The following is a 23,255-nucleotide window of genomic DNA, read 5'->3' on the forward strand; positions in this document are numbered from 1 at the left end:
ACAAGCTACCACTTTCTGTAGGTGCGATTAGCGCAGCGTAATCGGACGATCGAGAGGCTTTGATTACGGTTGTTGCCGTGAAGCTGGGGCGGCCAGCCGGAGGGGGAAATTCGGCTGGCCGTTATGGCGGGAGAATTTATTTACGCGAACGTCCGATTACGTCTGACGGCTAATAATTATAGTAAGTGATTTTATTGCCTTTATAGCATGTTTTTAATCTGGCGATATACCTCGAAGATCATTCTTAATATCTCCCCATGCTTTTTCTAAAACTATATTTATAGCATAATGAAGAGAGTTTAGTTCAGCATAAAATCCATCACTTCCAGAAATGGCTAAATTTGTTACCCTTTCAATAAGGGATTCTATGTCTTTATATTTTTCTTTATCAAAAAGAAGTTCAAGCTTTGCATGGAGACGAGTAAGCTCACCATTATCTGCAGGCGATATTGATAGACCATTCTCTGTCTTGTTATGATATATCTGACTTGCATGTGAAAAATATTCAGCGGTAGTGTTCCTTAATTCCTCTTGCCATTTTTGCCTAAAGGTTGCAATGTTTGAGCTAATTTGGACTCGTTGATTTATATAGCTTATTCGTGCAACAAAACACGTTGTTAATATACTACCAATGCCTACTATAAGTGTTGCAATAACGATTGGCCAGTCAGTGGATGTTTCTACAGATATTTTTAAAGGTTGATAGTCTTTTTCTATTATGTTTTTAAGCTGTATTTCTGATGAAGTTGTTTTTTCTTGTGTAAGATGAATATCACCGTTTTTTATAAAATATAACGTCATTTTTTCTTGATAGTTTTCATTCATGATTTTCCATCCAACTTTTGAAAACGGCGCCTTAACGGCGCCGTTTTTTTTATATCACTTACTCAACCAACATCACTGCAGCAGCGAGATATCCGCGACTTGCAGGAACAGGTTGCGCAGGTTGTTCAGCAGCGCCAGACGGTTGGCCTTGAGGGCTTCGTCGTCGGCCATCACCATCACTTCGTTGAAGAAGGTATCGACCGGCTCGCGCAGGGCGGCCAGACGGGTGAGGGCAGCCTGATAGTCACCGGCAGCGAACAGCGGCGCCAGTTCGCCTTGCAGGGCAGCAACCTGGGTGGCCAGCGCCTTCTCGGCGGCATCGACCAGCAGTTCCGGTTTGACGGCAGTCGGCAACTCGCCTTCGACCTTGGCCAGAATGTTGCTCACGCGCTTGTTGGCGGCAGCCAGAGCCAGTGCGGCATCCAGAGTGCGGAAGTGGCTGACGGCCTTGACGCGACGATCGAAGTCGAGTGGGCGGGTCGGGCGGCGGGCCAGTACGGCCAGCACCACGTCGGCACCTATGCCTTCGTCCTGATAGGCGGCGCGGAAGCGGCCCAGCATAAAGTCGACCACGTCGGTGACGACGGTTTGGTTGGTCAGCTTGTCGCCGTAGACGCGTACCGCTTCTTCAACCAGTTCAACCAGATCCAGATCCAGCTGCTTCTCGGTCATGATGCGCAGGGCACCGATGGCGGCGCGACGCAGGGCGAACGGATCTTTGTCACCTTTGGGCAGCATGCCGATGCCGAAGATACCGGCCAGGGTGTCGAGCTTGTCGGCCAGCGCGACGGCACAGGCTTCCAGAGCGGACGGCAGGGCATCACCGGCGAAGCGCGGCATGTACTGCTCGTTGAGGGCCACGGCCACCACTTCGTCTTCGCCATCGTGACGGGCGTAGTGCATCCCCATGACACCCTGGGTGCTGGCGAACTCGCCGACCATGTTGGTCATCAGGTCACACTTGGAGAGCAGACCGGCACGCTTGGCCTGAGCCACGTTGGCGCCGATACGCTCGGCGATAAAGCCGGCGACGGTCTCGATGCGCTCGACCTTGGCCTTGACGGTGCCCAGCTGTTGCTGGAACAGCACGGTTTCAAGGCGCGGCAGGCGGGAGGCCAGGGTTTGCTTGAGGTCGGTCTTGAAGAAGAACTCGGCGTCAGAGAGACGGGGGCGAACCACTTTCTCGTTGCCGCTGATGATCTGGCTCGGGTCTTTGGACTCGATGTTGGTGACGAAGATGAACTTCGGCAGCAGCTTGCCGTTCTTGTCGTAGACCGGGAAGTACTTCTGGTCACCCTTCATGGTGTGAACCAGCGCTTCGGCCGGCACGGCCAGGAACTTCTCTTCGAAGTTGGCGGTCAGCACCACCGGCCACTCGACCAGTGCGGTGACCTCTTCCAGCAGGGCGTCGTCCAGATCGGCAACGCCACCGAAGGCGGCAGCGGCCGCTTCGGCGTCAGCCTTGATCTTGGCCTTGCGCGCCATGAAGTCGGCAACCACTTTGCCTTTGTCCAGCAGGATCTGCGGGTACTGGCTGGCGTTGTCGATGGTGAACTCGGGCTCGCCCATAAAGCGGTGACCACGAATGGTGCGGGCAGAGTCGATACCCAGAATGGTGGCGGGAACCAGATCCCCATCCAGCAGCAGGGTCACGGTGAACACCGGACGCACGAACTGGATGGTCTTGTCGCCCCAGCGCATCATTTTCGGGATGGGCAGCTTGGCCAGTGCAGCAGCGACCAGTTCGCCCAGCAGCTCTTTGGCCGGACGGCCTTCGACCTTGGCGGTGTGAACCAGCCATTCACCCTTGTCGGTGACCAGACGCTCGGCCTGAGCAACTGTGATGCCGTTGCCACGGGCCCAGCCTTCGGCAGCCTTGGTCGGCTTGCCTTCGGCATCGAATGCCTGAGAGACAGCCGGGCCGCGCTTCTCGACGCTCTTGCTCGGCTGCTCGCCAGCCAGCTCGCTCACCTTGAGCGCCAGACGGCGCGGTGAGGCAAACCACTCGACACCGGCGAAGGCCAGATCGGCCTTGGTCAGTTCGCTTTTGAGGTTGTCGGCAAAGGCTTCGGCCAGGGAGCGCAGGGCTTTGGGCGGCAGCTCAGCAGTACCGATCTCTACCAGAAATGTATGTTGTGCCATGTCCGTTCCTTAACCTTGCTGCTCGTTGCTGTCACGACGCTGGCGCTCTTCGTCGCTGCGCTTGCACATGGGGAAACCCAGCGCTTCGCGGGAGGCGTAGTAGGCCTCGGCCACGGCCTTGGTCAGGGTGCGAATGCGCAGGATGTAGCGCTGACGCTCGGTGACCGAGATGGCCTTGCGGGCATCCAGCAGGTTGAAGGAGTGAGCGGCCTTGAGGATGCGCTCGTAGGCAGGCAGCGGCAGCGGTTTTTCCAGTGCCAGCAGGTGTTGGGCTTCCTTCTCGTACTGCTCGAAGCAGTGGAACAGGAAATCTACATCGGCGTGTTCGAAGTTGTAGGTGGATTGCTCCACTTCGTTCTGGTGGAACACGTCGCCGTAGGTGGTCTTGCCCAGCGGGCCGTCAGACCAGACCAGATCGTAAACGCTGTCTACGCCCTGAATGTACATGGCCAGACGCTCGAGACCGTAGGTGATCTCGCCGGTAACCGGCTTGCACTCGAGGCCGCCAACTTGCTGGAAGTAGGTGAACTGAGTCACTTCCATGCCGTTGAGCCACACTTCCCAACCCAGACCCCAGGCACCCAGAGTCGGGTTTTCCCAGTTGTCTTCCACAAAGCGGATGTCGTGGATTTGCGGATCCAGACCCAACTCTTGCAGCGAGCCGAGGTAGAGCTCTTGAATGTTGTCGGGGGAAGGCTTGATGATCACCTGAAACTGGTAGTAGTGCTGCAGGCGGTTCGGGTTTTCACCGTAGCGGCCGTCGGTCGGACGGCGGGACGGTTGCACGTAGGCGCAGGCGATGGGCTCAGGGCCCAGTGCGCGCAGACAGGTCATGGGGTGGGAAGTACCGGCACCCACTTCCATATCCAACGGCTGAATAATGGTACAGCCCTGGCGGGACCAGTAGTCCTGCAGCTGCAGGATCAGGCCCTGAAAGGTTTTGACATCGAATTTTTGCATAATTTTTTTTCGCGCGAAGTGAAAATCAGAGCAAGATTTGCTGAATGTGAACCGAGGGAGTATACCGTCTGGCATGGTCGGATAATAGGCGAAATTGCTGGGGATTCGCGAGATGGCGCCCTGTTATGACGGGTTAGCGGCGGGTTGGCGCCGGATGTTCACGGGATGATCTGCCCACGGGGTGGGAGGATATCGGGTATCAGTGAGAAGAGAGGAGATAGCCAAAGATGAATGAGATGGAACTGCGTTGTGCCTGGGTGACCCGTGATGCGGAATATATTGCGTACCATGACCAGCAGTGGGGTCGGCCGGTTTATGACCCCCGCGAACTGTTTGCCAAGCTCTGTCTCGATGGTCAGCAGGCGGGCTTGTCGTGGCTCACCATCCTCAAGCGCACCGGGAGCTATTACCGTGCCTATGCCGACTTTGATCCGGTGCTGATCGCCCGGTTCGACGAGCAGGATGTGGAGCGGCTGATGCAGGACACCGGCATTATCCGCAACCGGCTCAAGGTGCAGTCGATCATCAGAAATGCCCGCGCTTATCTGGCGTTGCAGGAGCAGGGCATCGACTTTGCCGATTACCTGTGGGGCTTTGTCGGCGGCGCTCCCATGGTCAACCAGCGCCAGGGTAACGGCGATATTCCGGCCACCTCACCGGAGTCGGATGCCATGGCGAAGGCGCTCAAGAAGCTCGGCTTCAACTTTGTCGGCAGCACCATCTGTTACGCCTTTATGCAGGCGGTGGGAATGGTGAACGATCATCTGGTCAGCTGTCCTTGCCACGAAGAGTGTCAAAAGACACTGCTCTAAGCCTCTTTGTTGCATCCGGTTCAGTCGGTATACAGTGATGGGCGTTCAGAATCTCGCTCCCAACTTAAGGAGTCATTCATGTCTTTCATCACTGTTCGCGGACGCACTTGTCGTGCCCTGATCCTGGCTTGTGCCACCCTGTTGACCTCACTGCCTGCACTGGCTGTCAAAGAGGCGCGCGATATTCGTCAGGATGGTCGTAGCGACGCGCGTGACGTTCGTCAGGATAGCTACAACGGTCATCAGGATGCCCGCCACGATGCCCGTGATGTGCGTCAGGATGGCCGCCCGCAAGCCCGCGATACCAAGCAGGATTGCCGTCAGGAAGAGTACCTGAACAACGTCGACTGCCGTCAGGACAAGCGCCAGTTCAAGCAGGACGTACGTGAAGAGGCGCGGGATATCCGCCGCCGCTGATCCTCGCTTCATGGTAGCGGCGCCCGATGTGGCCAACCGTTGGCAGCAAAACAGTGTGACATGAAAAAGGCTCCCGATGATGGGAGCCTTTTGGCATCTGGCTGCCGGGCGGCGGCTTACTCTACCCCCGCCTTGATCAGGCATTCGCTGTACTGCTTGTCCACCTTGAAGATGTGGTTGAGCAGCCAGTTCTTCAGAAAGATGATTAGCTCCATGTTGAGCTCTTGCTCGTCGGTATCTTCGCGCCGGATCAGGGTATCCAGCTCGGTCAGCAGCTTGGTGTGCTCCTGCTTGTGACGCTGCAACTGGGGATAGCGGGCCCGCTCCATGCTGCGCTCCTCGTCGGCAAAGTGCTGAGTGGCCAGTTTCAGTAGTTCATCCAGCCGCTGCTTGCGCTGCTGAGCCGGGCTGTTATCCCGTACCGCGTGATAGAAGCGGTTCATCGCCTCGAACAACCCCTGATGCTGCTGATCCACGCTGGCCACCCGCACCATAAAGGCTTCGTTCCAGTGCAGCAGATCGTGCTCGTGGCCACCGAGATCCTGCCGGTTCACTTCGAACTGATCGCTGATAAGGCCGATCTCCTCGTTGGCCTGATTGAGATCCCGGGTATGGGTGCGGCTCTCACGGGCCAGATCCAGACATTCACGGGCAATATGGGCAACCTGCATGACGTTGCGGTTGGTCTCTTCGGCGACCTGCGCCTGTTGTTCGGCGGCGGTGGCGATCTGGTGGTTCATATCAGCCACCCGGGTGATGGCGGCGACGATGGCGTCGAGGGTTTCACCGGTGCCAGCAGCCTGATTGACTGCCTGCTCACTGACGTTGCGGGTGGTGTGCATGGTGGTCACTGCGTGGCGGGTGTTGTGCTGCAGCGCTTCAATCCGCTGCTGGATATCGATGGTGGCGGCTTGAGTGCGGGTGGCCAGCTTGCGTACCTCGTCGGCGACTACCGCAAAGCCGCGCCCCTGTTCGCCGGCGCGGGCGGCTTCGATAGCGGCATTGAGGGCCAGCAGGTTGGTCTGCTCCGAGATGGTGCTGATCACCTGCAGTATGTTGCCGATCTGGCTGCTCTCCTGATCCAGTCGGGTCACCTCACCGGCTGATTGCTCGATATGGGTGGCCACCTGACGGATCAGGGTGATGGTCTGGCTCACCTGCTGCTGACCATCGTGGGCTTGCTGCTGGGTGAGCAGGGTATCCTGGCTGGCCTGCTCGGTGTTGTGCTCGATATTGTGCACCGTGGCGGTCATTTCGTTGATGGCGGTCGCCAGCAGATCAGTACTTTGCTGGGCCTGCTGCATGCTGCTGAGGGTGCTGCCGGAGTGTTCCATCAGCAGCGCCATCTTGTCGTGGGTCTTGTGGGAGACCTGCTGCACCGAGCCGATCAGGCTGTCGATATTGTCGAGGAAGCGGTTGAAGACGGTGGCGAGGTAGGCGAACTCGTCCTGCCCGCGGCTGCGTAGCCGGAAGGTGAGGTTGTGGCTGTGATTGGCCAGCTCGACCAGCTGGGTCATCAGTTGTTGCAGCGGGGCACCGTCTTGAGATGGATCAGCAGCAACATCAGCATGATGATGGTCAGGCTGACTACCAGTAGTAGCAGATCCTGGCTTTGCAGGGCACTGCTTTGGGTGGCGATCTCCCGCTCCTGGCGCATCAGCTGTTGTTGTTGCTGCTCCAGCGCCCCTTCCACCTGAGTGGCGATGCTACCGGTTATCGCGTCAAAGCCCTCTCCCGGCTGCTTCATCAAGCGGTTGCCCGCTTCGCGCCCCCCTTTCAGGTAGGCATCGACCATCTGTTTGCCCACCTCGAGCTGGCGGGTGAGCAGAGGGGTGAGGGCGCTTTGCAGCTGTGGCAGGGTGCCGAGCAACTGGCGGGCGGCCTGCGCGTGCTGTTCCGCCGCGGCGATGGAGTCCTGCTCGCCCGAGACAGCGGCATCGGTCAGAAATTGCTGCACCTGGGTGGTGTGATAGCGCAGCTCCTGCAGGGTAATTTGTCGGTTGGCGCTGGTAATCAACTGTTCTGGCAGTTGTCCGAGCCGATCGGTCAGGGTGCTGCGCCAGATACCCCCCAGCACCATGGTAAACAGGATAACCAGGCTCGCGCCCAACAGCAGATGGCGGATCGAGAGGTTGCGAAGCAGTGCAAACATGGAGAGCCCTCAGAGACCTATTGATAGTGCCTTCAATAGTAGTCAATGGCGTCAGCCAGCTCGCTGCCGTTTGTGACAGGGAGTCGGGTTATATGGGATTGTCCGGTGTTCAGCTCATATCCAGTGCGGTTTGACATAATGGCGGTCATCCACCAGAAGAAGGTGCAATTCATCCCCTGACGTCACACCTTGGCGCGCCTCTGGGGTAGAATGCGCGCCTTCCCGTTTTGAGTCGTTTTTTCAGAGGTTCTTACATGCATTTCAAGATGATTGTTCCGGCGGTTGCATTGGCTGTGGCGCTGAGTGGTTGCACTACCAACCCGTATACCGGTGAACAGCAAACCTCCAAGGCTGTGTGGGGTTCATTGGCGGGTGCCGCGACCGGTGCTGCAGTGGGTGCCATGTCTTCCAGCAAGGGCGATCGCAAGAAGGGTATCTGGACCGGCGTGGCCGCAGGTGCTGCATTGGGTGGTGGTATCGGTTATTACATGGATGTGCAGGAAGCCAAGCTGCGCGAGAAGTTGCAGGGTACCGGCGTCAGTGTCACCCGTAATGGTGACGAACTGATCCTCAATATGCCGAACAGCGTGACCTTCGACAGCTCCAGCTCCCAGTTGAAAGCGGCCGGTGCCAATACCCTCTCCGGCGTAGCCATGGTGGTTGCCGAGTTCGACAAGACCCGCCTGAACGTGGTTGGTCACACCGACAGCTCAGGTTCCCGCGATCTGAACATGAAGCTCTCTCGCGATCGTGCCGATGCCGTTGCCGCCCAGCTGATTGGCCAGGGCGTATCAGGCAGCCGTATCTCTACCCGTGGCGTTGGCCCGGATCAGCCGATTGCTTCTAACAGCACCGTTGACGGCAAGGCGCAGAACCGCCGCGTCACCATTACCCTGACCCCGACCGCCTAAGTCGTCCGGTTTGTGGTAATGAAAAGGCCCCGCCAGTGATGGTGGGGCCTTTTCATTTATGCTGTTGCGAACAATGGCTGCTCCCTTTTCCCTTGCAGGAGAAGGGTTGGGAATGAGGGGGAGAACCGCCTCTTAGACAGCGGCAGTCAGCTGCACTTCCACCTTGTAGCCTTCGTGGGCGAGGCGGGCTTGTACGCAGGCGCGCACGGGGGCTGTGTTGGCGTCAGGGGAGCCAGGCATCCTGCTTCGTTTAGACAGCCGCAGTCAGCTGCACTTCCACCTTGTAGCCTTCATGGGCGAGGCGGGCCTGTACGCAGGCGCGCACCGGTGCGGTGCCAGCCGGGATCCAGCTGTCCCACTGCTCGTTGAAGGCGGCGATATCGCCAATGTCCTTGAGATAGATGTTGGCCATCAGGATCTTGTTGACGCCGGAGCCGTTGGCTTCCAGCAGGCGCTGCAGGCTGGTCAGCACTTCGCGGGTCTGCTGGTGGATATCCGCCTCTTCACTGACAGGGACTTCTACCACATAGAGGGTGCCATTGTGGATGACCACATCTGACCAACGCTGGGTGGTGCCGATTCGGGTAATGGTTGTCATGGATTGCTCCGGTACTGGGGCTTATTGACCCTTGCGGATCAGATAGCGGTAAGGGGCCTGCTCTGTCTCGCTGGCGATCAGGGTGTGATCCATAAAGCGGCAGAAACTGGGGATGTCGCGGGTGGTTGAAGGGTCGTCGGCGCTGACCAGCAGGGTCTCGCCATCCGCCATCAGCCGCACTTTCTTGCGAACCATCATTACGGGTTCCGGGCAGCGAAGCCCGATTGCGTCCAACACATGGGTTGCGCTGCAGAATAAATCACTCATCTATTATCAACCTTCAACCTATTCGGCTGCCAATGATACTCAGGGCTAAAAAATAATCAAATAAACGCCCTGCCAACCAGCATATGTAACCAAAATGTTATTTGGCCCTATCCAGTGTGCGCCGGACGAGTAATATAAAAATTGCACCATATTCAACAAGGAGGTGAATATGCAGGTTTCCTACGGCAGATTACAGGCCTACGCAGGCATGGGGTTCTTGTCTTTCGCCATGATAGTGATGGGCAGCCCGATCGGGAATACCGGTACCTGGTTCGGCTCCATGGTGATGGTCGGATTGGGGCTCTGGATCGAGCTCAGCGATTACTATGACGAGGATGAGGACGAAAACGATCAATCCTGAATCGGATGACGATTCAACAACAAAGGCGGAGCAATTCCGCCTTTGTCATTTCTGCCGTTTGGCAATTTGTCCGGATCAGCGGGTCGAGCGCATGGCCCGTTCCAGTTGCAGCGCCGTCTGTTGCGGGTCGCCTTTGGTGTCATTGAAGAAGTTACCGAGCACGTCAAAGATGGCCTGACGCATATTGGTCGGGGTGGCCATCCCCTCTGCCATGCTGGGTAGCAGGTTGTCCTGCTTTTCCGCTTGCAGGAAATCCTGATAGGAGTGGATGGCGCAGCGGTCGAACTTGCTCATATCGGGGTTGGTCAGTGCCGGGATCGATCCCTTCACCCGATTGAACTCCTGCTGGAATTTCGGTGTCATCAGCAGCTGGGCCAAGTCGCCCTGGGCCTGCAGCTGGGCCGGATCCCGCTGCTTGAACATGGCGATGGAGTCGAGGTTGTAGCTGAACAGCCCGGCGCTGCCCGGGCTCGGCAGGCAGGCGATATCCTCACCCGGCCGGTAGTTCCCCGCGCTCAGCTCCCCCTTCACCCAGTCCCCCATCAGCTGCATGGCGGCACCACCGCTCTCCAGCAAGTTGGTTGCCTGGTGCCACTTAAGACCCGCGTATTTTTGTGGAACATAGGCGCGTAGCTGGTGGAAGCGGGTCAGTACCCGCACCATGTCGGGGCCGGTCAGGGTGGCGCTGTCCTGTTCGAGAAACGCCTTACGGTAGAACTCTTTACCGCCCTCACCGAGCGCCACCGTTTCAAACAGCACCGCCAGCTGCCAGGGTTCGTTGCCGATGGCGAGCGGCGTGATGCCCCGTTTTTTAAGCTGCTCGGCGACCGTGATGAACTGGGCCCAGTCGTCGGGTGGCGTCAGTTTTTGCTGCTCGAATACCTTGCGATTTAGCCACAGCCAGTTGACCCGATGGATACCGGTCGGCACCGCCATCAGGGCGTCATGCTGGCTGAGGGTCGCCCGCACCATGGGGGGCATTTTGGCATACCAGCCAAGGTGCTCGGCCATCGGGCTCAAATCGCGCAAGAAACCGAGACCGGCCCACTCCTTGAGCTCGTAACCCTTGAGGTGCGCAGCCTCCGGCGGGTTGGCTGCCAGCGCCCGGCTTTTCAGTACCGTCATGGCGCTCTTGCCGCCGCCCCCTTGCACCGCGAAATCATTCCACTGATTGCCTTGGGCAGCCCATTCGGATTTGAGCTCTTCCACCGCTTTCGCTTCACCACCGGAGGTCCACCAGTGCAGCACCTCCACCTGGGAGGCGGAGGCAGAGCCACAGAGCAGGGCAAGCAGGGAGATCGGGAACCACTTCATGGGCAACTACCTTGGGAGAGAGAGGGTGGCTTGCAGGCCGCCTTGCGGACGATTTTCCAGCACCAGATCGCCGCCATGGGCGTGGGAAATATTGCGGGCGATGCCAAGGCCAAGGCCGGTTCCAGCCTGATCGGTGCTGAGCCGGTAGTAGGGTTCGAAGATGCGTTCGAACTGATCTTCCGGCAGGCCGGGACCTTCATCCATGATGAACAGAATCAACATTTCCGCGTCATCCATGATGATGATGCGTACCCGCTGACCATATTTGATGCCGTTATCCACCAGATTGCCGATGCAGCGTTTGAGGGCCAGCAGCTTGCCGCGATAGGGCCACTTGCAGTGCCCCTCGATAGTCAGCCGCTCGTCATGGAGGTTCATCGACTCCGCCATCTGCTCCAGCAGTGCGTTGATGTCGATCTCCTCGATGTTCTCGTGGATGTCAGTCTCTTTTACCGTCTGCAGCGCCCCTTTCACCATCAGCTCCAGCTCGTCGAGATCCTTGTTGAACTTACCGATCTGCACCTCGTCGTCGAGTAGCTCGACCCGCAGCCGCAGCCGGGTGATGGGGGTCTTGAGGTCGTGGGAGATGGAGCTGAACAGCCGTTCCCGATCATCGATATAACGGCGAATGCGGTGCTGCATGATGTTGAAGGCGCGGGTGGCCGCCACGATCTCCGACGCCCCTTCCTCTTTGAGCGAAGGCTGGTCGATATCCTTGCCCAGATTGACCGCCGCCTTGGCGAGACGGCGCAGCGGGCGGGTCTGCCAGCGCACCAGCATAAAGGTGAAGAAGCAGAGGAACACCGTCATCAGGGCGATAAAGCGCACCTGATTGCTTGGCATCACGGTATCGTCGAGGGTCATGTAGGGGGCGGGCAGCAGGGCTGCCAGATAGAGCCACTCCCCCTTTTCGATCTCGATCTGGGTCACCAGTACCGGCGGGTTGAGCGGTTCCAGCGACAGGGTGTAGCGGGCCCAGGAGGAGGGGAGATCCGCCAGCAGGGTGTCATTGTTGAAGACGTGAAGGTCGTCGGGTCGGGAGAAGTCCACCTTGATCGCCATGGCATCGGAGAGCTTGCGGGTCAGCACCCCCTGCACCTCCTGCAGCACCAGCGTCTTGCGCTCGCTGTCGGGGATGGCGTTGATGTGGATCTCTTCCTCGTTGAGCGAGACGAAGAAGCGGCTGCCGCCCATGTTGCGCAGCTGGTCCAGCGCGATATGGCGATACTGCAGCGGCAGGGATTTGAAGAAGTTGACGGTGGAGGCGGCGGAGAGCGCCAGGTTGCGGGTGGTGCTGATCATCCCCTCCAGTTCCCGCTTCTGGATCTGCTGCATCCAGATGCCGGTCAAAATGGTCTGGGAGAGCAGGATGGCCAGCAACAGCAGCAGGATCATCCGTGATAGCAGGGAGCGGGGCACCAGCGCCCCCCAGGACCACTTGTTGCTCATGGCAGCTCGTGCACCTCGGCAATCAGCATGTAACCGCTGCCGCGAATGGTCTTGATGATGCGCGGGCTCTTGCCGTTGTCACCCAGCTTCTGGCGCAGGCGACTGATCTGCACGTCGATGCCGCGCTCCATCGGCAGGCTCTCGCGGCCGCGGGTGGCATCGGAGATGGTATCGCGATCCAGCACCAGACCGGGCTGCTGCAGGAACATGCCGAGCAGCATGGCATCGCTGCCAGAGAGATCCAGCAGGCTGCCATCGTCATGGGTCAGCTGGTGGCTCAGGGTGTCGAGGGTCCACTCGGCAAAACGCAGGCGGCGGCTCGGCTCCTTCTCTTTCTCCGGTTGGCGGAATTCGGCGCGGCGCAGCAGCGCCTTGATGCGGGCCTGCAGTTCACGGGGGCTGAACGGCTTGGCGATATAGTCGTCGGCGCCGAGTTCGAGGCCGATCACCCGATCCGCTTCGTCGGAGGCGGCGGTCAGCATGATAATGGGCACCTGGGAGTCACGACGGATCTGCTGGCAGAGGGTAAAACCGTCCTCGCCGGGCATCATGATGTCCAGAATAATCAGGTCCGGGCTGTGCTGGGCGAGTTGCTGGCGCATCTCGTTGCCACCGGCGGCCGTCAATACCTGAAAGCCCGCCCGGGTCAGGTACTCATTGAGCAGCTCGCGGATCTCTTGGTCGTCATCGACGATCAGCAGTTGTTTGCTCATTGACATATGTATGTGCATCCACCCATTTTTTTGTGCAGATTGAACCTGTCGGGGGAGTAAAAAGCAAGCAAGCCCCCCATCTAATGTGAGGTTTAAGGCAATAACAGGCTATTGATAACTTTAAAACGAAAAAAGGCCGACCCAAACGGGACGGCCAACAGATAACTTCTGACTACTGACGATCACCCCGTGTGGCTCTCGTCACAGACTTGAAAAGGGGCCAGTCAGACTGACCCCGAAAAGGGACAACACTCAGTCATGCATCCCGTCGATCCGGCTGGTTATCACACCCGTTCAAACACGGTGGCGATGCCCTGACCCAGACCGATACACATGGTGGCAACCCCCAGGGTGGCGTCCTTCTCCTCCATCAGATTGATGAGGGTGGTGGAGATACGCGCACCGGAGCAGCCGAGGGGGTGGCCCAGCGCAATGGCGCCGCCGTTCAGGTTGACCTTCTCGTCCACCAGATCCTGCAGACCCAAATCCTTGACGCAGGGCAGCGATTGGGCGGCAAATGCCTCGTTCAGCTCGAACAGGTCGATATCGCCAACGGTCAGACCGGCACGCTTGAGCGCTTTCTGGGTCGCCGGCACCGGGCCGTAGCCCATGATGGCGGCATCACAACCGGCGATCGCCATGGCGCGCACCTTGGCACGGGGCGTGAGGCCGAGGGCCTTGGCGCGATCCGCACTCATCACCAGCATGGCGGCGGCGCCGTCAGACAGGGCTGAGGAGGTGCCGGCAGTGACGGTGCCGTTGACCGGGTCAAACACCGGGCGCAGCTGGCTCAGGGTTTCGACCGTGGTCTCCGGGCGGATCACTTCGTCGTAGTCGTAGAAGAAGCGGGCGCCGCTGGCGTCATGGCCTTCCAGCCCGACGATCTCCTTGGCGAAACGCCCTTCCACGGTCGCAGCATAGGAACGGCGATGGGAGCGGGCGGCAAACTCGTCCTGCTGCTGGCGGCTGATGCCGTGCAGCTTGCCGAGCATTTCGGCGGTCAGCCCCATCATGCCGGAGGCTTTCGCCACCGACTTGGCCATGCCGGGGTGGAAGTCGACGCCGTGGCTCATCGGCACGTGGCCCATGTGCTCGACGCCGCCGATGATGAAGATGTCCCCATCACCCACCTGAATGGCGCGGGAGGCGTCATGCAGCGCCTGCATGCTTGATCCGCACAGACGGTTGACGGTGACCGCCCCCACCTGCTTCGGAATACCAGCCAGCAGTGAGGCATTACGGGCGATGTTGAAGCCCTGCTCCAGAGTCTGCTGCACGCAGCCCCAGTAGATATCCTCGATCTCGTTCGGGTCGAGGTTGGGGTTGCGCAGCAGGATGGATTTCATCAGGTGCGCGGACAGATCTTCTGCACGCACGTTGCGGAAGGCGCCGCCCTTGGACCGGCCCATGGGGGTCCGGATACAGTCGACAATGACTACGTCTTTCATGAATGGATCTCCTTTCCGCAATCAGTAGAAGGTTTTGCCCTGGGCGGCCATCTCACGCAGCTTGTCGCTGACGCGGTAGAGCGGGCCCAGATCGGCATACTGGTCGGCCATGGCCACGTAACGATCCAGACCAATGGTGTCCAGATAGCGGAATACGCCGCCGCGGAAGGGAGGGAAGCCCAGACCGTAGACCAGTGCGATGTCGGCTTCGGCTGGGGTGGCAACAATGCCCTCTTCCAGACAGAGCACCACTTCATTGATCATCGGGATCATCATGCGAGCTATGATGGCTTCCTTGTCGAAATCCTGCTTCGGCTTGGCAATGGGGGCTAGCAGCTCGTAGGCAGCGGCGTCGGCCACCTTCTTCGGCTTGCCCTTCTTGTCCTGCTCGTAAGAGTAGAAACCCTTGCCATTCTTCTGACCGAAGCGGCTCACCTCATACATCACGTCGATGGCGGTGCGACCTTCCTTGCTCATGCGTGCCGGGAAACCCTGCGCCATCACATCACCGGCATGGTGACCTGTGTCGATGCCAACCACGTCCAGCAGGTAGGCGGGGCCCATGGGCCAGCCGAACTCCTTCTCCATCACCTTGTCGACGGCAGCGAAGTCGGCACCATCGGCAACCAGCTTGTTGAAGCCGAAGAAGTAGGGGAACAGCACCCGGTTGACGAAGAAGCCAGGGCAGTCGTTGACCACTACCGGGGACTTGCCCATGGCGGCGGCATAGGCCACCACGCGGTTGATGGTTTCATCGGAGGTCTGCTCGCCGCGGATGATCTCCACCAGTGGCATGCGGTGTACCGGGTTGAAGAAGTGCATGCCGCAGAAGTTCTGCGGGCGCTTCAGCCCCTTGGCCAGCAGGGAGATGGGAATGGTGGAGGTGTTGCTGGCGAGCACGGCATCATCACCGATGATCCCTTCCACTTCGCCCAGTACGGCGGCCTTCACTTTCGGGTTTTCGACCACGGCTTCCACCACCAGATCCACATGCTTGACGTTGTCATAGCTGAGGGTTGGGGTGATGGCTGAGAGCACCTGGCCCATCTTGATGCCGTCGATGCGACCCTTTTCGAGCTGGCCGTTGAGCAGCTTGGTGGCTTCGCCCATGCCAAGTGCCAGTGCCTTCTCGTTGATATCCTTCATCACCGCCGGAATGCCCTTGCTGGCAGACTGGTAGGCGATGCCTCCTCCCATGATGCCGGCACCCAGTACGGCGGCGTGGCTAGTGGCCTTGCTTGCCTGCTTGGCAGCCTTCTTGGCCAGCGCCTTTATGTGCTGATCGTTGAGGAAGATGCCGACCAGCGCCTTGGCGACATCGGTCTTGGCCAGCTTGATAAAGCCCTGCGCCTCGGCCACCAGAGCCTCGTCACGGCCCATGCCAGCAGCCGCTTCGACGGTTTTCACCGCAGTCATCGGCGCCGGATAGTGTTTGCCCGCCACGGCGGCAACCATGCCGGCAGCGGTGGTGAAGCTCATCATGGCTTCCAGTTTGGAGAGGCGCAGCGGGGATTTTTTGGCGGCGCGACGGCTCTGCCAGTCCAACTTGCCCGCGATGGCGTCTTTCATCATCTGCACCGCAGCGCTGTGCAGCGCGTCGGGGGCGACCACGGCATCGATGGCTCCCACTTTGAGGGCGTCATCGGCACGGTAATCCTTGCCGGTGGTGATCCACTCCAGCGCGTTGTCGGCGCCGATCACCCGTGGCAGACGGACGGTGCCGCCAAAGCCCGGCATGATGCCGAGTTTGGTCTCGGGCAGGCCAATCTTGGCAGTGGTGTCGGCCAGACGGAAGTCGGTGGAGAGAATGGTCTCGCAGCCGCCGCCCAGAGCGTGGCCCTTGATGGCACAGAGGGTCGGTACCGGCAGATCTTCGATGGCGTTGAAGATGTCGTTGGCCTTTTTCAGCCAGCCGAGCAGATCTTCTTGCGGCAGATCGAACAGTTCCAGGAATTCGGTAATATCGGCGCCGACGATAAAGGCGTCTTTGCCGGAGGTGAGGATCAGACCTTTTAGTTCACGTTCTTGTTGTAATGCGGCGATCGCTTCGCTCAGGGAGAGCAGGGTAGCGCGATCCAGCTTGTTGACTGAACCCGGGGCATCAAACCTCAGCTCGGCAATGCCGTTTTCGAGGTAGCTGACCGACAGGGTTTCGCCTTGGTAGATCATGAGAGTGTCTCCTTGTTCCCACTCAGTGGGGGGTGTTGCTCCTTTATCCCCAGCAGGGGGCGAGGCTCACTATTGATCCAAAAGGAGACATTTTCAACACCTATTTAAAACATTTGTTTAACAGTTATCGAGTAAAAGCTCCTCATCACAAAACGGGCAAAAGAGAGGCGCCTTGCGGCGCCTCCGATGGATGTGAGTTTGTTATCAACTGGCCAGTTCCGGCCGGTTGCGATACTGGTTCAGCACCTCGGGGTCGGCGAGGGCGTGGGTGTTGTTGACGGGTCTGTTGTGCACTACCTCCCGCACCGCCAGTTCGACGATCTTGCCGGACTTGGTGCGGGGGATGGCATCCACCTGCAGGATACGGGCGGGCACGTGGCGGGCGGTGCAGTGTTGCTTTATCTGCTGGCGGATCCGCTCGCGCAGCGGTTCGTCGAGCTTGCAACCCGCCTTGAGCTTGACGAACAGCACCACCCGCTCGTCCTGCTGCCACTGCTGGCCGATGACGATGCTCTCTTCCACCTCGTCCAGTTGCTCGACATAGCGGTAGATCTCGCTGGTGCCGATGCGCACGCCGCCCGGATTGAGGGTGGCGTCGGAGCGGCCGTAGAACAGAATGCCGCCGGTCGGGGTCAGCTCGATCCAGTCGCCGTGGCACCAGATATTGTCGAACCGCTCGAAGTAGGCTGCGTGGTACTTGTCGCCGCTCTCATCCCCCCAGAAGCCCACCGGCTGGGCCGGGAACGGTTTGGTGCAGACCAGCTCGCCCTTTTCGCCCTGTACCGGCTGGCCCGCCTCGTTGAATACCTGTACCGCGAGACCGAGGCCGCGCCCCTGACTCTCGCCGCGATAGACCGGGCTGAGCGGGTTGCCGATGACGAAGCAGGAGCAGATATCGGTGCCGCCGGAGATGGAGCTGAGCTGTACATCCTGCTTTATCTGCTGATAGACGTAGTCGAACCCCTCCGGCGACAACACGGAGCCGGTGCTGCAGATCAGCCGCAACTGTGGCAAGTCGTGGCTGTTGATGGGGGCATAACCCTGCTTGTGCAGCGCATCGAGATACTTGGCCGAGGTGCCGAACAAGCTGACCTGCTCGTCGCGGGCCAGATCCCACAGCACCTTGCCATCCGGGTAAAACGGCGAGCCATCGTAGAGCACAAGGGTGGCGCCGGAGGCGAGGGCGCTCACCAGCCAGTTCCACATCATCCAGCCACAGGTGGTGAAGTAGAAGATCCGTTCCCCCGGTTTGATGTCGCAGTGCAGTTGGTGCTCTTTCAGGTGTTGCAGCAGGGTGCCGCCAATGCCGTGCACGATGCACTTGGGTTTGCCGGTGGTGCCGGAGGAATAGAGGATATAGAGCGGATCGTTGAAGGCCATCGGTTCGAAGGCGAGCTGGGCACCGTGCTGGCTGGCCAGCAGTTGCTGCCAGTCGTGGCCAAGCTGCAGCGGGTTGCCGAGCAGGGGGATCATCACCGTCTGCTCTATGCTGTCGATCTGGCTGACGACCCCTGCCACTTTGTCCTGAATGTCGATCCCTTTGCCGTTGTAGCGATAGCCATCCACCGCAAACAGCACCCGCGGCCGGGTCTGGCCGAAGCGCTCTACCACGCTGGCTTCGCCGAAGTCGGGGCTGGTGGAGGTCCAGATCGCCCCGAGGCTGGTGGTTGCCAGCATGGCAACCACGGTTTCCGGGATATTGGGTAGATAGGCGGCAACCACGTCGCCACGACCAATCCCTTGGTGGCGCAGCCACTGAGCCAGCTTGGCCACCTGATCACTCAATTCACGCCAGCTCAGCGTGCGGCTTGGGCTCCCTTCAATGCGGGATATGATGGCCGGGCTCTCGTCCTGACGGCGCAGCAGGTTTTCGGCGAAGTTGAGGCGGCTGTCGGGGAACCAGCGGGTGCGCTGCATATCCTGACGGTTCTCCGCCACTATGTTGCCGAGCTCGCCCTTGACGCCGCAGTGCTGCCACACCAGCGGCCAGAAACGGGTGGTCTTCTCCACCGACCATTGGTAAAGCTGCGAATAGTTCTGCAACTGCAAGCCGTGGAAACGGTTCACCTCCGCCATAAAGCGGTAGAGGTTGGATTGCTGCATCCCGAGCGGATCCGGTTGCCACAGGCAGAGGTTGTCCATGAGTAATCCCTGACGTCATGTATCTAGCGGCAGTGTATTGAATTGTTTTTGATTTGTTAATGATTGGTTTTCTGTTGATAACAAACACTTTGTAACGCATGCGTTACCTCACGAAGCGGCAGCTTGACGGGTCGAGCCGCCCCGAGCTTGGTGTTATGCTGCTATCACATTCACCTCGGAGCAGGACGCCATGAGCAGCTACAGCCAACTTTTTGCCCAGCACCTCGATACCTTGCAGCAGCGCACCCGCGACATTCTGCAACAACAGGGGCTCAGCGGACTGGCCATCCACTCCGGCCAGACCCACCGCATCTTCCTCGATGATCAGGATTACCCGTTCAAGGTAAACCCGCACTTCAAGGCCTGGTTGCCGGTGCTGGACAATCCCCACTGCTGGCTGCTGGTGGACGGGGTGAACAAACCGGTACTGCTGTTCTATCGTCCGGTGGATTTCTGGCACAAGGTGGCGGATCTGCCCAATGCCTTCTGGGTCGAGTTCTTCGATATTCGTTTCCTGACCCGACCGGAGCAGGTGGCCGATCATCTGCCTGCCAACAAGCAGGAGTGGGCCTATCTGGGCGGTCATCTGGAAGTGGCCGAGCTGCTGGGGCTGACCCAGCCCAATCCGGAAGCTGTACTCAACTACCTGCACTATCACCGCGCCTACAAGACCCCCTACGAGCTGGAGTGTCTGCGCGAGGCGACCCGCATCGGCGTGCGCGGCCATATTGCCGCCAAGGACTCCTTTATGGCGGGGGCGAGTGAGTTCGAGATCAATCTGGCCTACATGAAGGCGGTCGGGCAGGGGGCCAATGAGGCACCCTACGGCAATATTGTCGCCATCAACCGCAATGCGGCCATCCTTCACTACACCCATTTGTCTGCCTTGCGGGTGCCGGATGCGGAGCGCCACTCCTTCCTGATCGATGCCGGCGTCGATTTTCACGGTTATGCCTCCGACATCACCCGTACCTGGGCGTGGCGTCGTGGCGAGTTTGCCGATCTGATTGCTGCCCTCGACGAGCTGCAGCAGGAGATCATCAAGGAGATCAAACCGGGTCGCCGCTACAGCGAGCTGCATCTGCAGATGCATCACAAGCTGGCGCGCCTGCTGCAGGCCACCGAGCTGGTGGACATGTCGGTGGACGAGATGATCAACACCGGGGTGACCAACGTCTTCTTCCCTCACGGCCTCGGCCACTTCCTCGGTCTGCAGGTGCACGATGCGGGCGGTTTCATGCAGGATGAGCGCGGCACCCATCTGGCGGCCCCCGAGCTGTTCCCCTATCTGCGCTGCACCCGGGTGATGGAGGTGGATCAGGTGTTCACCATCGAGCCGGGGCTCTACTTCATCGACAGTTTGCTGGAGCCGCTGCGTCAGGGCGAACAGGGCAAACGGGTCAACTGGAACAAGGTAGAGGCTCTGCGGCCGTTTGGCGGCATCCGCATCGAAGACAACATAGTGCTGCACGCCAACGGGGTGGAGAACATGACCAGACAAGCAGGGCTCTGATGGCGGTAGCGTACTCGATTCCGGCCGCCCCGCTGGAATTGACCGAAGAGATAAAGAAGAGCCGCTTCATTACCCTGATTGCCCACACCCCGACCGTCGAGGCTGCCAAGGGGTGGGTCAACGAGATCAAGCGTCAACATCCGACCGCTCGCCATCACTGCTGGGCCTTTGTGGCGGGTGCGCCGCAAGATAGCCAGGTCTATGGCTTCAGCGATGATGGTGAACCTTCCGGCACAGCGGGCAAGCCGATCCTGGCCCAGTTGATGGGGTCTGGATTCGGTGAAATCTGCGCCGTGGTGGTGCGTTACTACGGCGGCATCCAGCTTGGCACCGGTGGACTGGTTAAAGCCTATGGGGGCGGTGTCGGTGCCGCCCTCAAACAGCTGCCAACCCTGCTCAAGGTGCCGCGCACTCCCTCTCTCATTCACTGCGATTACGGTGACATGGGGACGGTCGAGTCGCTGATCAGCAGCCACAATGGCGAATTGCTGGCGGCCGATTACGGTCAGCAGGTCACCTTGCAGGTAGCATGGGAATCCTCGGTTTGGGCTCAGGTTGACCGTGAATTGACCGACCGGACTCATGGACGGGTATCCCTCAGTCCCTTAGATGGCTAGAATCCATCGCTCTTTAATAGGGAAAAGGGAGCTGTAATGCATATCTTGAGCATCATTCGCATTGTTGGCCTGCTGGTTGCGCTGTTCAGCTCGACCATGCTGTTGCCTGCGCTGGTGGCCTTCGGCTATCGGGATGGGGGTGGTGCCGAGTTCGTCAGCTCTTTTCTGATCGCCCTGCTGCTCGGCGTGGTGCTCTGGTTTCCCAACCGCTATCACAAGAAGGAGATGCGCTCGAAAGAGGGCTTCCTCATCGTGGTACTGTTCTGGACCGTGCTGGGCAGTGTGGGGGCGGTGCCTTTCATCATGAGCGACGTGCCAGACATGTCGGTCTCGGAAGCCTTCTTCGAATCTTTTTCCGGCCTGACTACCACGGGGGCGACGGTACTGACCGGGCTTGATAATCTGCCAAAGGCGTTTCTGTTTTACCGCCAGCTATTGCAGTGGCTGGGGGGGATGGGGATCATCGTACTGGCGGTGGCCATTCTGCCACTGCTCGGGATTGGTGGCATGCAGCTCTACCGTGCCGAGATCCCGGGGCCGGTGAAGGATACCAAGGTGACGCCGCGTATCGCCGAAACGGCCAAGGCGCTCTGGTTCATCTATCTGCTGCTGACCGCGCTCTGTGCCTTGGCCTACTGGCTGGCCGGGATGACGCTGTTCGATGCGGTGTGTCATTCGTTTTCGACCCTGTCGGTCGGTGGTTTCTCTACCCACGATGCCAGCATCGGTTTTTTCAACAGTCCGGTCATCAACCTGATTACCGTGGTGTTCCTGCTACTGGCCAGCGTGAACTTTGCGCTCCACTTTACCGTTTTCTCCCACCGTCCGGTTCGGCTCGGGCGCTACCTCTATGATGCGGAACTCAAGGTGTTCCTGGCCATCCAGGCGACCCTGGTGATGATCTGCTTTATCGCCTTGCTGACCCACGGGCACTATGCCACCTGGCAAGAGGCCCTCAATCACGGTCTATTCCAGGCGGTCTCTCTGGGCACCACCACCGGCTACAGCACCACCACCTATGCAGAATGGCCCTCGTTCCTGCCCATGCTGCTGATGTTCTCTGCCTTTATCGGTTGTTGCGCGGGCAGTACTGGCGGCGGCATCAAGGTGATGCGTTTCATGATCCTGTTCATGCAGGGGATGCGCGAGCTGAAGCGGCTGGTTCACCCCAGAGCCATCTATACCCTGAAGCTGGGGAATCGGGCGGTGCCCGAGCGCATTGTCGAGGCGGTGTGGGGCTACTTCGCCACCTATATCATTCTCTTCTTTATATTCATGCTGTTGTTACTGATGACCGGGCTGAACGAAGTGACGGCATTCACCGCCGTGGCTGCGGCTTTCACCAACGTAGGCCCGGGGCTGGGAGAGGTCTCAGCCAACTTCGGCAACATCTCGCCAGCAGCACAGTGGGTGCTGGTGGTGGCCATGTTGTTTGGTCGATTGGAAATTTTCACGCTTCTGGTACTGTTTACCCCTGCCTTCTGGCGTAGTTGAGGTTGTTATGGACAAGATTCTGGTGCTTTATTCCTCTCGGGAGGGTCAAACCCGCAAAATAGTCGATGTCATGCTGGAGCAGATGCCGGGATGCGAAGTGGTGATGCACGACCTGCACACCTTGCCGATGTGCAACTTAAGCAAGTATGCCAAGGTCTTGATCGGTGCCTCTATCCGCTATGGCAACTTCCATCCCAGCCTGTTCAGCTTTATTCATGCTCATCAGGAGCAGCTGGAGGTGGCCAATGCGGCCTTCTTCTGTGTCAACCTGACTGCCCGCAAGCCAGAGAAGCAGACGCCGCAAACCAATGCCTATATGAAGAAGTTCCTGCGCCTCTCTCCCTGGAAGCCGAAAACCCTGGGGGTGTTTGCCGGCGCACTGCAGTACTCCCGCTATAACTGGTGGCAGACTCGCATCATCCAGCTGATCATGAAGATCACCGGGGGCAGTACCGATACCAGCAAGGACCTCGAGTTTACCGACTGGGAAAAGGTGCGCAGCTTCGCTCGCGAATTCTGGTCAAAAAGGTAGCAACCTGATGTGAATTCAGGGTTTATTGCCCGCAAGAGCCTCGCCGAAGCGGGTTTTTTGTTTAATAAAGCAACGGTTGAACCGGAAAACTGCAAAAAGTGCCATTTTTTGCAGTTTTCCTCTTGTCATCCCAGCGCGGCTCCCTATAATGCGCCCCTACCAGCACGGCGGAACACGCCGGACTGATGAGCTAGCTTCCTGGTGAAGTGGGCGCCGAAAGAAAAGCGAAAACAATCGCTTGACTCTCGAAGTGAGAAGCGTATTATACGCCTCCTCAGCGCGACAAGCGCAACGCTCTTTAACAATTTGAATCAAGCAATCTGTGTGGGCACTCACAGCATCGAGCATCAAAATTAATTTTTGATTTTCAATGTCTGGTGAAGTGACCAAGACGATTTCTTAGCAATAAGAAGTCGAAC

At 58.9% G+C, this 23,255-nt stretch carries 21 protein-coding genes and 1 pseudogene; 8 read left to right on the plus strand and 14 right to left on the minus strand.

The window, feature by feature from the left end:
• Positions 1-213: 213 nt before the first annotated feature.
• The 3 genes from BN4575_RS21900 to glyQ form a co-directional block, all read right to left on the minus strand.
• A complete protein-coding gene (locus BN4575_RS21900) occupies positions 214-825 on the minus strand; it encodes a hypothetical protein (RefSeq protein ID WP_141689867.1) in 612 nt (203 codons plus the stop codon).
• Positions 826-897: 72 nt separating this feature from the next.
• Positions 898-2,967 (minus strand): glycine--tRNA ligase subunit beta, encoded by a 2,070-nt coding sequence (glyS, locus tag BN4575_RS18390; protein ID WP_068979276.1) that lies wholly within the window; start codon positions 2,965-2,967, stop codon positions 898-900.
• A 9-nt stretch (positions 2,968-2,976) separates the two neighbouring features.
• Positions 2,977-3,927: a glycine--tRNA ligase subunit alpha gene (gene glyQ, locus BN4575_RS18395; protein ID WP_042021076.1), complete on the minus strand. Its 951-nt coding sequence runs from the start codon at positions 3,925-3,927 to the stop codon at positions 2,977-2,979.
• 236 nt (positions 3,928-4,163) lie between these two features.
• Here glyQ and BN4575_RS18400 point away from each other — a divergent pair, with 236 nt between their 5' ends.
• Together BN4575_RS18400 and BN4575_RS18405 are read left to right on the plus strand one after the other, a co-directional pair.
• The gene (locus BN4575_RS18400; protein WP_068979288.1) at positions 4,164-4,739 is read left to right on the plus strand and encodes a DNA-3-methyladenine glycosylase I; all 576 of its coding nucleotides are present in this window, start codon (positions 4,164-4,166) and stop codon (positions 4,737-4,739) included.
• Positions 4,740-4,817: 78 nt separating this feature from the next.
• Positions 4,818-5,156 carry a hypothetical protein gene (locus tag BN4575_RS18405; protein ID WP_042021073.1) on the plus strand — a complete coding sequence of 113 codons (339 nt, stop codon included), beginning with the start codon at positions 4,818-4,820 and terminating at the stop codon, positions 5,154-5,156.
• A gap of 116 nt (positions 5,157-5,272) precedes the next feature.
• On the opposite strand, the gene BN4575_RS18410 is transcribed toward BN4575_RS18405, so the two are convergent.
• Positions 5,273-6,673 carry a bacteriohemerythrin gene (locus tag BN4575_RS18410; RefSeq protein ID WP_256029014.1) on the minus strand — a complete coding sequence of 467 codons (1,401 nt, stop codon included), beginning with the start codon at positions 6,671-6,673 and terminating at the stop codon, positions 5,273-5,275.
• Entirely contained in the window at positions 6,673-7,308 is a 636-nt protein-coding gene (locus tag BN4575_RS22500) for a hypothetical protein (protein WP_256029016.1), read from the minus strand. The genes BN4575_RS18410 and BN4575_RS22500 overlap by 1 nt, the downstream gene beginning before the upstream one ends.
• A 254-nt stretch (positions 7,309-7,562) precedes the next feature.
• Between BN4575_RS22500 and BN4575_RS18415 the strand changes: the two genes are divergently transcribed.
• Positions 7,563-8,219 carry an OmpA family lipoprotein gene (locus tag BN4575_RS18415; protein ID WP_068979277.1) on the plus strand — a complete coding sequence of 219 codons (657 nt, stop codon included), beginning with the start codon at positions 7,563-7,565 and terminating at the stop codon, positions 8,217-8,219.
• A 132-nt stretch (positions 8,220-8,351) separates the two neighbouring features.
• Here BN4575_RS18415 and BN4575_RS18420 read toward each other — a convergent pair.
• From BN4575_RS18420 to tusA, 3 genes and pseudogenes are all read right to left on the minus strand, one after another.
• Positions 8,352-8,441, minus strand: a pseudogene (locus BN4575_RS18420) (endoribonuclease L-PSP); the annotation flags it as partial.
• Positions 8,442-8,469: 28 nt separating this feature from the next.
• Positions 8,470-8,817, minus strand: a complete 348-nt coding sequence (locus BN4575_RS18425; RefSeq protein WP_042021067.1) for a RidA family protein — start codon at positions 8,815-8,817, stop codon at positions 8,470-8,472.
• Between the two features lie 21 nt (positions 8,818-8,838).
• Positions 8,839-9,084 carry a sulfurtransferase TusA gene (tusA, locus tag BN4575_RS18430; RefSeq protein WP_068979278.1) on the minus strand — a complete coding sequence of 82 codons (246 nt, stop codon included), beginning with the start codon at positions 9,082-9,084 and terminating at the stop codon, positions 8,839-8,841.
• Positions 9,085-9,253: 169 nt separating this feature from the next.
• Between tusA and BN4575_RS18435 the strand changes: the two genes are divergently transcribed.
• The gene (locus BN4575_RS18435) at positions 9,254-9,445 is read left to right on the plus strand and encodes a hypothetical protein (protein ID WP_005339471.1); all 192 of its coding nucleotides are present in this window, start codon (positions 9,254-9,256) and stop codon (positions 9,443-9,445) included.
• A 75-nt stretch (positions 9,446-9,520) separates the two neighbouring features.
• Here BN4575_RS18435 and BN4575_RS18440 read toward each other — a convergent pair whose 3' ends face one another.
• The 6 genes from BN4575_RS18440 to BN4575_RS18465 all read right to left on the minus strand — a co-directional run bounded on the left by BN4575_RS18440 (position 9,521) and on the right by BN4575_RS18465 (position 18,680).
• Positions 9,521-10,759: an ABC transporter substrate-binding protein gene (locus tag BN4575_RS18440; protein ID WP_068979279.1), complete on the minus strand. Its 1,239-nt coding sequence runs from the start codon at positions 10,757-10,759 to the stop codon at positions 9,521-9,523.
• A 6-nt stretch (positions 10,760-10,765) separates the two neighbouring features.
• Complete coding sequence (locus BN4575_RS18445) at positions 10,766-12,208, minus strand: ATP-binding protein (protein ID WP_068979280.1); 1,443 nt, start codon at positions 12,206-12,208, stop codon at positions 10,766-10,768.
• Entirely contained in the window at positions 12,205-12,927 is a 723-nt protein-coding gene (locus BN4575_RS18450) for a response regulator (protein ID WP_042021059.1), read from the minus strand. Before BN4575_RS18450 ends, BN4575_RS18445 begins: the two co-directional genes overlap by 4 nt.
• Before the next feature lie 278 nt (positions 12,928-13,205).
• The gene (gene fadA, locus BN4575_RS18455) at positions 13,206-14,390 is read right to left on the minus strand and encodes an acetyl-CoA C-acyltransferase FadA (RefSeq protein ID WP_205125021.1); all 1,185 of its coding nucleotides are present in this window, start codon (positions 14,388-14,390) and stop codon (positions 13,206-13,208) included.
• Complete coding sequence (fadB, locus tag BN4575_RS18460; protein WP_068979281.1) at positions 14,391-16,538, minus strand: fatty acid oxidation complex subunit alpha FadB; 2,148 nt, start codon at positions 16,536-16,538, stop codon at positions 14,391-14,393.
• Positions 16,539-16,742: 204 nt separating this feature from the next.
• Positions 16,743-18,680, minus strand: coding sequence for an acetoacetate--CoA ligase (locus BN4575_RS18465; RefSeq protein ID WP_068979282.1), 1,938 nt, complete (start codon positions 18,678-18,680; stop codon positions 16,743-16,745).
• Between the two features lie 190 nt (positions 18,681-18,870).
• On the opposite strand from BN4575_RS18465, the gene pepQ reads away from it, so the two are divergent.
• The 4 genes from pepQ to hemG are packed head-to-tail and all read left to right on the plus strand — an operon-like array spanning position 18,871 to position 22,836.
• Positions 18,871-20,193 (plus strand): Xaa-Pro dipeptidase, encoded by a 1,323-nt coding sequence (gene pepQ / locus BN4575_RS18470; RefSeq protein WP_068979283.1) that lies wholly within the window; start codon positions 18,871-18,873, stop codon positions 20,191-20,193.
• Positions 20,193-20,810, plus strand: a complete 618-nt coding sequence (locus BN4575_RS18475) for a YigZ family protein (protein WP_068979284.1) — start codon at positions 20,193-20,195, stop codon at positions 20,808-20,810. The genes pepQ and BN4575_RS18475 overlap by 1 nt, the downstream gene beginning before the upstream one ends.
• Before the next feature lie 36 nt (positions 20,811-20,846).
• Positions 20,847-22,304, plus strand: a complete 1,458-nt coding sequence (locus BN4575_RS18480; RefSeq protein WP_068979285.1) for a TrkH family potassium uptake protein — start codon at positions 20,847-20,849, stop codon at positions 22,302-22,304.
• Between the two features lie 7 nt (positions 22,305-22,311).
• Positions 22,312-22,836 carry a menaquinone-dependent protoporphyrinogen IX dehydrogenase gene (gene hemG / locus BN4575_RS18485; protein ID WP_042021052.1) on the plus strand — a complete coding sequence of 175 codons (525 nt, stop codon included), beginning with the start codon at positions 22,312-22,314 and terminating at the stop codon, positions 22,834-22,836.
• Positions 22,837-23,255 lie beyond the last annotated feature (419 nt).

The sequence above is a fragment of the Aeromonas sp. EERV15 genome (genome assembly GCF_900079845.1).
Classification (GTDB): domain Bacteria; phylum Pseudomonadota; class Gammaproteobacteria; order Enterobacterales; family Aeromonadaceae; genus Aeromonas; species Aeromonas sobria.